At 66.3% G+C, this 12689-nt stretch carries 11 protein-coding genes; 7 read left to right on the top strand and 4 right to left on the bottom strand.

Annotated features, from left to right (window positions below; genetic code table 11):
- The first annotated feature begins 13 nt into the window (after positions 1–13).
- Positions 14–1027, top strand: a complete 1014-nt coding sequence (locus tag AC3WRC_RS12745; RefSeq protein ID WP_492304095.1) for an NAD(P)/FAD-dependent oxidoreductase — start codon at positions 14–16, stop codon at positions 1025–1027.
- On the opposite strand, the gene AC3WRC_RS12740 is transcribed toward AC3WRC_RS12745, so the two are convergent.
- The gene (locus AC3WRC_RS12740) at positions 1024–1755 is read right to left on the bottom strand and encodes a TonB family protein (protein ID WP_066551846.1); all 732 of its coding nucleotides are present in this window, start codon (positions 1753–1755) and stop codon (positions 1024–1026) included. The two genes, AC3WRC_RS12745 and AC3WRC_RS12740, sit on opposite strands and share 4 nt — an antisense overlap.
- A 166-nt stretch (positions 1756–1921) precedes the next feature.
- Here AC3WRC_RS12740 and AC3WRC_RS12735 point away from each other — a divergent pair, with 166 nt between their 5' ends.
- On the top strand, positions 1922–2719 hold the full coding sequence (locus AC3WRC_RS12735) for a transglycosylase SLT domain-containing protein (protein WP_055754840.1): 798 nt from the start codon (positions 1922–1924) through the stop codon (positions 2717–2719).
- A gap of 88 nt (positions 2720–2807) precedes the next feature.
- Positions 2808–3947 (top strand): SpbR family protein, encoded by a 1140-nt coding sequence (gene spbR / locus AC3WRC_RS12730; protein ID WP_492304094.1) that lies wholly within the window; start codon positions 2808–2810, stop codon positions 3945–3947.
- 120 nt (positions 3948–4067) lie between these two features.
- On the opposite strand, the gene AC3WRC_RS12725 is transcribed toward spbR, so the two are convergent.
- From AC3WRC_RS12725 to AC3WRC_RS12715, 3 genes are all read right to left on the bottom strand, one after another.
- Positions 4068–4544: an Hpt domain-containing protein gene (locus AC3WRC_RS12725; RefSeq protein ID WP_174086226.1), complete on the bottom strand. Its 477-nt coding sequence runs from the start codon at positions 4542–4544 to the stop codon at positions 4068–4070.
- Positions 4545–4605: 61 nt separating this feature from the next.
- Entirely contained in the window at positions 4606–5376 is a 771-nt protein-coding gene (locus AC3WRC_RS12720; RefSeq protein WP_492304093.1) for an NAD kinase, read from the bottom strand.
- A gap of 55 nt (positions 5377–5431) precedes the next feature.
- Positions 5432–6556, bottom strand: a complete 1125-nt coding sequence (locus tag AC3WRC_RS12715; RefSeq protein WP_492304092.1) for a DUF2336 domain-containing protein — start codon at positions 6554–6556, stop codon at positions 5432–5434.
- A gap of 172 nt (positions 6557–6728) precedes the next feature.
- Here AC3WRC_RS12715 and AC3WRC_RS12710 point away from each other — a divergent pair, with 172 nt between their 5' ends.
- The 4 genes from AC3WRC_RS12710 to AC3WRC_RS12695 all read left to right on the top strand — a co-directional run bounded on the left by AC3WRC_RS12710 (position 6729) and on the right by AC3WRC_RS12695 (position 12685).
- Entirely contained in the window at positions 6729–7493 is a 765-nt protein-coding gene (locus AC3WRC_RS12710) for a class II aldolase/adducin family protein (RefSeq protein WP_055754843.1), read from the top strand.
- 185 nt (positions 7494–7678) lie between these two features.
- Entirely contained in the window at positions 7679–8263 is a 585-nt protein-coding gene (locus AC3WRC_RS12705) for a hypothetical protein (protein WP_492304091.1), read from the top strand.
- A 112-nt stretch (positions 8264–8375) separates the two neighbouring features.
- On the top strand, positions 8376–9479 hold the full coding sequence (locus tag AC3WRC_RS12700; RefSeq protein ID WP_492304090.1) for an efflux RND transporter periplasmic adaptor subunit: 1104 nt from the start codon (positions 8376–8378) through the stop codon (positions 9477–9479).
- On the top strand, positions 9479–12685 hold the full coding sequence (locus AC3WRC_RS12695; protein WP_492304194.1) for an efflux RND transporter permease subunit: 3207 nt from the start codon (positions 9479–9481) through the stop codon (positions 12683–12685). Before AC3WRC_RS12700 ends, AC3WRC_RS12695 begins: the two co-directional genes overlap by 1 nt.
- Positions 12686–12689: the final 4 nt, after the last annotated feature.

Genomic DNA, 12689 nt, shown 5'->3' with positions numbered 1-12689 from the left:
GATCAGACGGCCCGTGACGTCTTCCTCTCACATCGTGATCGTCGGCGCCGGCGTGCTGGGCCTCTGTACGGCATTCGAACTGCATCGGCGCGGTCGGGCGGTGTTGGTGGTCGATCCGGGCGAGGTGAACGCCTCCCTGGTAGCTGCGGGGATGATCGCCCCGGCGATGGAATCAGCAATCGATGACGTGTCGCTGGATCGCGCCCAACTGTTTCGGGCAGGACGCGACCTGTGGCCCGAGTTCGCGAACGCCGCCGGCACCGCTTTGGCGCATCGACCCGCCGAGTGGCGCGGCGTCGATGTGGAGGCGATGGAGACGCGGTTGCGCGCGCTGGGCTTCGACGCGCGGCGCGATGGCGCCAGCGTCACGACCGATGACGATTATCAGGTCGAGCCAACACAGGCTCTGGCGGCGCTAAGGCAGGCGCTGGGCGAGGCTGTCATCGCGGGGACGGTGACGACGATCGCCCGCACCGATGGCGGCTGGCGGCTCAAAGTCGGTGATCGATTGCTGGATGCGGACGCGGTCGTGCTGGCCACCGGCGCCGGTGACGCCATCATTGGTCTGCCTGAGACCGCGCGTCGTTTGATCGCAGATATTGAGCCGATCCGCGGACAGATCGGCGTGGCAGCCGTACATCTTGTCGATCATGTTGTGCGCGGGCCGGGCGCCTATGTCGCGCCAATGGCGTCTGGCGCGGTCATCGGAGCGACGATGGAGCCGGGGCGGCGGGATACGACGCCGGATGCCGAGGCGTCCGAACGCCTGACCCAAGCGGGGTGGGCTGCGCTGGGTCGGTCGCCTGAGCCGCTGTCTATCGAATGGCGCGTCGGCATCCGGGGCGCTACGGCGGATGGTCTGCCCCTCGCGGGCGCGGCGCCTGGTGAAGAGGGTCTGTTTATGGCCTTGGCGCCGCGTCGAAACGGCTGGTTGCTGGGGCCCTTGGTCGGCGCCGTGGTCGCCGATGCGATCGAGGGGCGGACGGCGTCGCCACACGCCCGCGCCCTCGACCCTGGTCGGTTCTAGCCTTCCATCGCGAACCGGACGGTGAAGTTGACGGTCGCGCCGTCGACAGGCCGGCCGTCAACGGTGCGCGGGTTCATGCGGAACGACCGCGTCAGGCTCTGCGCGGCGCGGCCGAAGCCCTGGCCGCTCGGTGTCTCGCCCACGACCCGGCAGCCGTTCAGGCCGCCGTCCGCATTGACCACGCAACTGAGCGTCGCCGAACCCGGCGTGCCGTTCTCTGCGGCGCGGGTCGGATAAGCCCGCGCCATCTGCGCCGCGGAAGGCCGGCTGGCCCAAGATGGATTGTTGATCACCGACGGCGGGCGCGGTGGCGTCTCGACGGTTGCCGTGCCGCCCTCAACGCCGGTGGGGGCGACGCTGATGGTCGGCAGACCGGGTTGAGCGGTCACGACGCCGGGCTCGGGCGGCGTCAGCGGGATCGTCTGCACCGTCGAGGGCACGGGGATCGCCGACTTGTGAATGGGCGTTGGCGGCGCCGCCGTTTCGGGCGTGGGCAAGGGCTTGGGTTTGGGCGGCGCCATCATCACCGAGACCGGCGGGTCGAGGATGTCGTCGATGGGCGCCGCACTTAGCTCGAATCTTTGATTATAAAGCGCCACCCCCGCCGCAACGTGCAGGACGACCGAGACGCCGATGGCGCCCAGCATCCAGCGCGGGATGGGTTTCTTACGTTCCCCGAAGTCGATCGGGCTGATCAAGCCGGGACCACCGGCAGCACGGATCATCATAACGTCACTCCCTCGTTCACCGCCCCCGCAGCGCCCGTAACTGCAAGTTGAGCGCGCAGGTTGTGGCGGCTTTACGGCGAAGTTTTCCCGTTCGACGAAGGTCGAGGCGTTAACGCGGCCGTTAAGAATTAAGAGTTGGTTAACTACGTTCGCCGACCCTTCGCACATGGGTATCGGAGCGATTCCATCGACAGGCGGAGTAGAGGCGGCCATCCGGCGCGCGTCGAACGCGGTTGGCGTGGACTATGACTTCCTGGTCAAGACCGCGCGGCGCGAGAGCGCGATGAACCCGTCGGCCAAGGCCCCGACCTCGTCGGCCGCCGGCCTGTTTCAATTCATCGAGCAGACTTGGCTGGGCACGGTCAAGCAGCACGGGGCCCAGCACGGCTACGGCCAGTACGCCGACCTGATCCATCGCGGGTCGGACGGACGTTGGCGCGTCGAGGGTTCAGCGCGCAATGTGGTGCTGGACCTTCGATTCGATCCTCATGCGGCCTCGACCATGGCGGCTGAGTTGACGGCGTCCAATGCCGCCTATCTGCGCGGACGCACGGGCAAGGAACCGGGCGCAGGCGATCTGTATGCGGCTCATTTCCTGGGGCCGGCCGGCGCCGCCGGTTTGATGGAGGCGATGGATCGTAATCCGGGCGGCAGCGCCGCAGCGCTGTTCCCCGACGCTGCGCGGGCCAACCGCAGCATCTTCTATCGCAATGGACGCGCCGCCACGGTCGCCGAGGTCCACGCCAATCTGCAGCGCACGGCAGGCGAGGGCGCACCCGCCGCCGGAGCCGGCGAGACGAAATACGCCGTGCCGAACCTGAGCGACAAGGACCAGATGCTGGCCGCACGTCTGGATCGGCTGAAGCAGGATCAAGGCCTTCTGGCGCTATTGCTCGGTCAGGATGGATCATCCAGCAGCGGCTTCGGCGGCGCTTTCTCGCCAAATGGCAAGGAATCGACCTGAGTCGTTGCATTGCAACCGATGGTAAACCGCCCGTTAAGCATGGCAGTCTCATTCTGGGATCAACGTCCGATTCCATCACGAGCCGTCCATGACCGCCTTCCGCGCCCGCCTGACAGAAGTGGACATCCGACGCCTGATCAAGGCGACGGACGACGATGAGCGGGCCGAGGCGGCGCACAAGCTGTGCCGCAACATGGAGCGCGCGGAACTGAATGAGGACGACAGGGCGGCGGCGCAGAAAATCCTGCGTCTGCTGGCCAATGACGCCGCCGAACTGGTGCGTCGCGCTATGGCCGTGACGCTGAAGGCGTCCGATCTGATTCCCAATGACGTGGCGCGCAAACTGGCGGGCGATCTGGACAGCATCGCCCTGCCGATCATCGCCTCGTCGCCGGCGTTCAGCGACGAGGATCTGATCGAGATCGTGCGCGCCGGATCGGTCGTGCGTCAGGTCGCCGTGGCGGGGCGGGCGCGGGTGTCGCGCGATGTCGCAACCGTGTTGGCGGCCGAAGGATGCGAGCAGTCGGTTCGCACCTTGGCGGCGAATGACAATGCCGATCTGTCCGAAGGGGCGCTGGCGACCGTCGTCGATCGTTTCGCCGAAGCGCCTGAAGTCCTGGCCGCCGTAGCCTATCGCCAGGTCCTGCCGCTGCATGTGACCGAGCGGTTGATCCAATTGGCCAGCGAGGCGGTGCGCGAACATCTGATCAGCCATCACGCTGTGGCCCCGGAAACTGCGATCCGTCTGGCCCAATACTCTCGTGAGCGGATGACGGTGGATCTGGTCGATCAGGCCAGCGTCAGCACCGATCTGGCGGCCTTCATGACCCAGTTGAACGCCCGTCGCGTCCTGAATGCATCGTTGCTGCTGCGCGGACTGGCGCGGGGTCAGATGGCGATGTTCGAATATGGGCTGGCCGAACTGGCCAACACGCCCCATCACCGCGCCTGGCTGATGGTGCATGACGCCGGTCCGCTGGGGCTGAAGGCAATCTATGATCGCGCGGGATTGCCGCCGCGCCTGTTCCAGGCCTTCCGCGCGGGCGTCGACACCTGGCGTGCGCTGGCGGCGGAGGGGATCGATACGTCGAGCGCCTATTTCCGCGATCAGATGCTGGAGCGGTTCCTGACCCAGCGTCCGGCCGTGCTGCGCGACGATCTGGCGTATCTGATGGAGCGGCTGGATCAGTCGCCGTCGCTCAGCCTGGCCGCCGCCAACGCGGCCTGATCCTGAGAGCCTGATTCACGGCATTGACGAGATCGCGAAGCGATTCTTCTCAACCGATCAGGCTACAAGAAAAAAGGCCCGCCGGAGACGACGGACCTTTCGCAAACGGCTGGAGGGACTTCAGCCTGCGAGGTGATCTGCGACGCGCGCTTCCAGGGTCTCGGCCAAGGCGCGGCCGGTCGGATGTTCGTCAGTCTTGATCTGGTCGCGGACCACGGCGCGGATGGCGTCGATATGGGCGTCCAGTATGGCGATGGGCGCAGTCATGCGGCGATCGGCGTCGTCCAGCATCTTGCACAACGAACCAGCGATGCGCGTCACCAGCGGATATTCATAGGTCGTGCCCAAGCCCTTCAGATCATGAGCGCGGAAATATAGAGCCTCTGCGGTGACGGGGGTGTAGCCCTGCTCACGGATGTCTGCCTGAGCATTGTCCAGCTTGACGATCTCGTCGTTCAGCCACTGGCCGAACTGGGCCGACATGGCTTTCAGCGCCTCCTCTGCACGAGCGATGGCGTCGGCGTTGATGCCGAAGCCGCCGCCGACCTTGAGCCGCAGCGAGTTGGTCGGAGGGGTGATCTGCGCCGGATTGCTCATGGCGGGCTCCATAGGACGTTCACGCCAAAATACGGTAGCGGGCTTAAGAAGCCGTGACCGATCAGTTCGCGAACTGTTCGGCCATCACCCGCTCGTCGAACGACCGGCCCGCATCGAAGAGCATGGTCAGGGTGACGTCACGACGCTCGCGCACCTCGACGCGGGCGACGCGTCGGACCTCGAAGTTGTCGGCGGTCGCCGAGACTGGGCGTTTGTCGGCCTCCAAAACCTCGAACCGCACCTTGGCGCCGTGCGACAACAGGGCGCCGCGCCAGCGACGAGGTCGGAAGGCGCTGATTGGCGTCAGGGCCAGGATGCGGGCGTCCAATGGGATGATCGGGCCGTGCGCCGACAGGTTATAGGCGGTCGATCCCGCAGGCGTCGCCACGAGGCAGCCGTCGCAGGACAGTTCTTCCAGCCGCACGCGCTCATCGACGGTGATGCGCAGCTTGGCCGACTGGCGCGTCTGGCGCAGCAGCGACACCTCGTTGATGGCCAAGCCGGTGTGGACCTCGCCGCTTTCGGTCCAGGCATCCATCTGCAGCGGGTGGATGACGGTCTTTTCGGCCGTCGCGATCCGCTCCAGCAGACCGTTCTCGTCGTAGTCGTTCATCAGAAAGCCGACGGAGCCGCGGTTCATTCCATACACGGGCGTGCGCTGGCGCAGGTTGCCGTGCAGCGTTTCCAGCATCTGCCCATCCCCGCCCAATGCGACGATCACATCGGCCTCGTCTTCAGACACGGCGCCATAGCGGGCGATCAAGGCCTTGCGCGCCGCCTGGGCTTCGGGCCGGTCGCTGGCGACGAAGGCCAATCGGGGCGACGACGGCAAGGGAGAGGAGCTTGACTGAGTCACTTGGCGACGTGGCCCGAGCTTGGGCGCAGAGTCAAACGGTCGCGGGCTTGTGCATCATCTGATGGAAGGCGCGAGAGGCGGCGTGCGCGCTCATCGGCGTCGCCTTCCAGCCGCCGTCGGCAGGCATTCCGCCCGAAAGCTTGCGCACCTCGACCAGAAGGGAGGCGAAAACGGCCTTATCCACGCCCACGGCGATGCATGCCAAATAAAGCGGCTCGGCGGTTGGAGCCCGGATGGCGTGATGCACCTGAGCCTCGCTGAAGCCGCCGAGAACCGCCAGCGTCTGTTCGAACAGTTCGAAACGTTGTTCTCGTAGCGCGCGGACCAGCAGACCGGGGCGCAACTGGCCGGCGGCTTGAAGTTTTTCCACCAGTCGTCGTTCCGCGTCGATGCGTGCGCGATCCTCGGTCATCCGGGCGGACATGGCTCGCCACTCCGGGCTGCCGACGGCCTTCGCCGCCGCGTCCTGAACCGCCGCATTCAACTGGGCGTCGTCGATGCGGAAGCGTTCGCCGATCGACTGACGCAAAGCCTGGCCGACCCATTGATAAAGCTGCTGAGCCAGTTGTTCGTTCAGCCTGGGGTGACGCGTCAACGGTGCCCGCAAGCCCGCGATGCGGCGCGAATGGTCGACCAGCTTGCGCATGGCCTCTTCACCAATGTCGGCCGTACGGTTGGACGCCAGCGCCGTCATGGTGACGGGTTCTGCGCGATCGACGATCGTGTCCACGACCGGCCGCGCCAGTTGTGGGCGCCGGGCGACAGCGATCTGATGTTCCAGCGTCGCCTCGATCAGCAGGCGTATGAGGTCGGCGTTTTGAAGAAGCGGGCTGGAGGTGATGACCGGGCGGGCGATCTCGATCTCATCCAGCGCCAGCATATTGACCAGGGCGGGTGGAGCCCAATCAACGCCCGCGATCCGTTCGGACAGGGCCAGTCGAATATCCCGCTCGGCCTGGGCTGTCAGAGCGAGGAAGATGTCGCTGAGCAGCGGCGCGACCTTGGGCGGCGGCGGATTGGATTCACACAGCGAGGTGACCTTCAGCAGCAGGCGCTGACGGTCGTCGGCCGAACGGCTGCTGGCCAGCACCAGAAGCTCAGACACAGTCCGGTCGTCCCAGGCGTCGCGGGGCGGCTCCAGTTGAACGACAGACAAGGCGGCTCCCCGAACCGGCGACGATGCTTAACCATATGCTTGCGTGATGAAGACCGGGTTAAGCAAGGCCGCTGCGGGGGTGACGTCACGTCAACGGCGGCCTTGTCGGCTTGACGACGCGACCGCGCGGGGTGACGGTTTGTAAAAGCCCATCCAGAGGCAGGAGGAAATCATGGCGGACGGAACCAGTCCCTCGATCAAGTCGCGCGTGTCCGAAGCCGAATGGCAGGTCCGTGTCGAGCTGGCGGCCCTCTATCGGCTGGTCGCCTTGAACGGTTGGGACGACATGATCTTCACCCATATCTCGGCGCGCGTGCCCGGGCCGGAGCATCATTTCCTGATCAATCCGTACGGCTTCTACTTCGACGAGATTACGGCCTCGTCGCTGGTGAAGGTCGATCTGGAGGGGAACATCGTCCAGGACACGCCCTATTTCATCAATCCGGCAGGCTTCACCATCCACTCGGCCGTCCATGCCGCGCGCGAGGACGCCAAGTTTGTCATCCATCTGCATACAGTGAACGGCGTGGGCGTCGCCGCTCAGGCCGAAGGTTTGCTCCCCGTCAGTCAGAACGCGTGTTTACTACAGCATCAGGTTGCGTATCATGGGTATGAGGGGTTGGCCCTGAACCATGACGAACGCGAACGTCTGGTCGCCGACCTGGGGGACAAACCGCTGATGTTGCTGCGAAACCACGGCACACTGGCGGTCGGGGAAACGGCGGCTCAAGCATGGATCGGCATCTTCTTCCTGGAGAGGGCCTGCGCGCAGCAGGTTGCGGCGTTGTCCGGCGGGCGCGAGCACATCCTGTTGGCGCCGGACGAAGCGCAGGCCGAGACCAAGGAGCAGGGGCGCGGCATTGGGTTCATCTCGTCGCTGGCCTGGCCGGGCGCTCTGCGACAGCTGGATCGAAAGTCGCCGGGCTACGACGCCTAATTCCCGTTGTCGCGGGGGCGCTGGTCCTCGCGGCATCGACGCCGACTGAAGTCGTCGCCGGCGCCTGGACCCAGCCGAAAAGCAAGGGCCAAGCCATCGTCAAATATGAGCGGCTGAGCGCCGACACAGGTTTCGACGCTGGTGGCGAGGAGCGTGAGCTGCGCGGCCAGCGGCGCGACGCGACCTTGGGTCTGTTCGCCGAATACGGCGTGTCGGATCGGCTGACGCTTCAGCTAAAGGCGGACTGGCAGGACGGCGAAGACGCCTTCGTCAACTACAGCGGGCGCGGCCCCATCGAGATCGGTGCGACCTGGCAGGTCTGGCGCGACGACCGGAACGCCGTCAGCCTTTACGGCGGCTATACCCAAGCCGGGGAGGGGCGCAACGCCGGCTATGCCGCGCCGGGCGTCGGCGATCACGATTGGGAGGCGCGCGTGTCGGTCGGCCGGTCCCTCGGCGAGATGGGCGAGCGCTGGGGAATGGACGGCGCATTTGTCGAGCTTCAGGCCGCACGCCGTCTGCGCGACGGCCTGCCGGATGAAACCCGCATCGACGCGACGGCAGGCGCCCGGATCGGCGAGGATTGGATGGTGCTGGGTCAGGCATTCGGCGGCGCGGCCGACGGCGGCGCGCGCTGGCTGTCTTTGGAAGCCTCGGTGGTGCGTGATTTCGGCGCCTGGAGCTTGCAGGCCGGATGGAGACAAACCGTCGCAGGCCAGGAGATCCCCATCAGCCGCGGGCCTGTTCTTTCGATCTGGAGACGATTTTAGGCAAGATTTCCGCGACGGAAAATGTGATCCGGCACGTTACTGATACGTAACATTGCGCGCACTTCATTACCCGGTAATGCATGCGGCGTCCCCCTGACCGAGAGACCCCCGCGTGATCAAACGTCACTTCTTCCTCGTCGCCGCCGCTGTCCTGCTTGCCCTGATGGTCGTCGCCGCCATCGTCAAAGTCTCCGCGGGAGATGAAAAGAAGGCGGCAGGGCCGGGCGGCGGTCGCGGACGCGGGGCGCAGCAGGTGTCCGAGGCCGTCGTGGCGCAGCGGCCCTTCTCGGATCAGATTCGCGTTTTGGGCGTGGCGCGCGGCGAGCGGTCTGTGAACGTTACCTCTTCGACCACCGAACTGATCACCCGCGTCCTGTTCGCGGACGGCCAGTACGTCTCGGCCGGCGCGCCACTGGTCGAACTCCAAGCGCGTGAAGAAGACGCGGCCATTATCGAGGCTCGCGCCAACGTCAATCAGGCCCAGCGTGAATACGATCGCTACAAGGCCTTGGCCGACCGGGGCGTTGCGCCCCAGGTCATGCTGGAACAGGCCGAGACCGGGTTGGAAACCGCGCGGGCGTCGTTGCAGGCGGCCCAGGCGCGTCGGGGCGACCGGGTGATCCGGGCGCCGTTCTCCGGGCGCGTCGGTCTGACGACGGTGACGCCCGGCACGCTGATCAACCCGGGCGCGGTGATCACGACGCTGGACGACACGTCGACGATCCGCGTCGATTTCCCCCTGCCTGAGCGCTATCTGAACCAGCTGCGTCCCGGCGCCCAGCTGACGGCGACGGCAGACGCCTATGGCGACGAGCCGTTCACTGGGCGGATCGCCCTGATCGACACGCGCGTCAACGAAACGACCCGCGCCGCAACCGCGCGCGCGGAGTTCCCCAACCCCGGCGGTCGCATCCGTCCCGGCATGTTGATGCGCGTGGCGGTCCAGCAGGGCCAGCGTCAGAGCGCCGCCGTGCCCGAGTCGGCCGTGCAATATGAAGGCGCCGGCGCCTTCGTCTATCGCATCGCGCCCGGCCAGAACGGCTCCACCGCGCAGCGGGTCGAGGTCGAGACCGGGGCCGTCGAGAACGGCTTTGTTGAAATCCTGTCCGGCATCGAGGCGGGCGACCGCATCGTCGGATCGGGCCTGAACCGTATTCAGCCGGGCGCACCGGTCAGCGTGGGCGGCCAGGGTCGCAAGTCGGGCGCCGCCAAATGATGCTGTCCGATGTTTCGGTCCGGCGGCCCGTCTTCGCGGCCGTCGCGGCCATCGTGCTTTGCGTCATTGGCGCGGCGGCCTTCTTCTTCCTGCCCGTGCGTGAACTGCCCGACGTCGATCCGCCGATCGTCTCGGTCAACACCAGCTACGCTGGCGCCTCGGCCGAGGTGATCGAGAGCCGGATCACCGAGCCGGTTGAGCAGCAGATCGCCGGCATCCAGGGCGTCGAACGCATCAACTCGACCAGCCGCGACGGACGCTCCAACGTGAACATCGAGTTCTCGCTGGACCGCAACATCGACGACGCCGCCAACGATGTACGCGACCGCGTCAGCCGCGTGGTCGGCCGCTTGCCCGATCAAGCAGACCCGCCCGAAGTGGCCAAGGCCGATTCCGACAGCCAGCCGATCATCATCGTCTTCCTGCGCTCGACCAGCATGAACCGGCTGCAGCTAACCGATTACGCTGACCGCTATCTGATCGACCGGATGGCGACGGTGCCCGGCGTGGCCCAGGTCAACATCTATGGCGAGCAGCGCTATTCGATGCGCATCTGGCTGGATTCCGCCGCCATGGCGGCGCGGGGCCTGACGGTCAACGACGTCGAGACGGCGCTGACGAACCAGAACGTCGAACTGCCCGCCGGCTCGCTGGAATCGACGGACAAGGATTACACCGTCCGCGTGGCGCGCACCTACGCCCTGCCGGAAGACTTCCGCCAACTGCCCATCGGCACGCGAGGCTCGGCCTCGGCCTCAGCGACGGTCGCCACAGGCACGGGCAGCGGATCGTCGGCTATCATCCAGGGGCAGCCGACCTATGTGACGCGCCTTGGCGACATCGCCCGCGTCGAGGAGGCGCCGGAAGAAGACCGGCGTCTGTTCCGCGGCAACGGGATGGATCAGATCGGCCTGGCCGTGACCCGTCAGGCGCAGTCGAACGACCTCGCCATCTCGGACGGCGTCCACAAGATGATCGAGGAAATCCGGCCGACATTGCCGCCGGGCGTGACCATCGAGGTCGGATCCGACAACTCGGTCTTCACCTCGCACGCGATCGACGAGGTCTGGATCACCATCGGCATCTCCATGGCCCTGGTGGCCCTGGTGAACTTCATCTTCCTGGGCAGCCTGCGAGCCGCGTTGATCCCGTCCATCGTGGCGCCGATCTGTCTGCTGGCGACCTTCATCGTCCTGGCCCCGCTGGGTTTCTCGCTGAACCTTCTGACGCTGCTGGCCCTGGTGCTGGCCATCGGCCTCGTGGTCGATGACGCCATCGTGGTGGTTGAGAACATTCAGCGTCGTCTGGATCTGGGCGAGCCGCCTCTGGTCGCCGCCGAACGCGGCGCGCGCCAGGTCTTCTTCGCGGTCGTGGCCACCACCATCGTGTTGCTGTCAGTGTTTGCGCCGCTGCTGTTCCTGCCGGGCTATGTCGGACGTCTGTTCGTCGAACTGGCCGCAGCGATCGCGGCGGCCGTGGCCTTCTCCGCCTTCCTGGCGCTCAGCCTGTCGCCGATGCTGGCGTCCAAGATCCTGCGCCCTGCTCATGGCGGCGGCTGGGTGGCGCGCAAGGTCGACTGGGGTATGGACCGGCTGAAGTCGTCCTATGGCCGGTCGCTGGACATGCTGTTGGGCCGTCGCATCGCGGTTATCGGCGTCGGCGCCCTGATCCTGCTGGTCGCAGCGGGGGCGGGCGGCATCTTCCTGACCCTGCCCAACGAACTGGTGCCGGATGAGGATCGCGGCCGGGTGACGGTGCGCGTCGCCGGGCCCGAAGGCGCGGGCTTCGACTACACCCGCAAGATCATGCTGGGGCTGGAGCCTCTGCTAGCCGAATACAAGACCAGCGGCGAGGCCGACAGCTATCTGGTGTCCGCGCCAGGCTTCGGCGGCGGCAGCTTCAACTCCGGCAATGCGGTCCTCACGCTCGCCGACTGGTCCAAGCGCGACCGCTCGGCGGCCGAGATCGCTCAGGAGTTGAACGGCAAGCTGCGCGGCCAGACGGGCGCCCAGGTCAATGCCTCGACCCCCGGCGCCTTCCAGCGCGGCGGCGGCAACTCCAACTCCATCGAAATGATCGCGACCGGCAGCGACTACCAGCAGATCTACGCCTGGCTGCAGCCGATGCTGGCCGCGGCCCAGGCTAATCCCGGCTTCTCGCGTCCACGCCTGAACTATGAGCCGAACTCACCGCGTCTGCTTGTCGATGTCGATCCGCAGAAAGCCGCCGCGCTGGGCGTTTCGTCCCAGTCGATCGGCCGCACGCTGGAGACCATGTTCGGCTCCCGTCGCGCCACGACCTACATCAAGGGCGGTCAGGAATACGATGTCATCCTGCAGACCGAGCGCGACAATCGTCGCGAGGTCGCCGACCTGGAAGCCCTGTATGTTGCAACGGGGGGCGGCCAACTGGTGCCGCTGTCGGCCGTGGTCACGACCAAGACCAGCGGCGACACGCCGGACCGTCGCCGTCTGGATCGTCAGCGCGCGATCTCCCTGCAGGCCGACCTCAATCCCGGCACCACGATCGACGACGCGATACAGTTCCTGAACGCCGAGGCGGCCAAGCAGCCGCAAGGCGCCGTCGTCACCCAGTGGGGTGGGGCGGCGCGCGATCAGCAGGAAGCGGGCGGGGCCGTGTTCGCGGCCTTTGGTCTGGCGCTGTTGCTGGTCTTCCTGGTTCTGGCGGCCCAGTTCGAGAGCTGGATCACGCCTGCGGTCATCATGTTAACGGTGCCGCTGGCGGCGGCGGGCGGGCTTTTCGGCCTGCTGATGGCGGGCTCCAGCCTGAACATCTACAGCCAGATCGGCCTGATCATTTTGATCGGCGTGGCGGCCAAGAACGGCATTCTGATCGTGGAGTTCGCCAACCAACTGCGCGACCAGGGGCGGTCGATCCGGGAGGCGATCATCGAGTCGTCGTCCTTGCGGCTACGTCCGATCATCATGACCTCGATCGCAACCGCCTTCGGCGCTCTGCCGCTGGTGCTGTGGCAAGGCGCAGGCGCCGGCAGCCGTCAGACGATCGGCGTGGTGATCTTCACCGGCGCCATCTTCGCCACCGTTCTGACCCTGTTCGTGGTGCCGGTGATCTATGGCGTCCTGGCGCGCTTCACCAAGTCGCCGGAATGGACCGCCCGCAAGATCGAGGAGTGGGAAGCCCAGGAACTGCGCGAAGGCGGCCCCAAGGAACTGCCCGAGGCCTGACGGA

The sequence above is a fragment of the Brevundimonas sp. EU05-FHT14B07 genome, assembly GCF_058790795.1.
The sequence above is the reverse complement of the archived record's forward strand: the minus strand, read 5'-3'. Positions and strand labels throughout refer to the sequence as shown.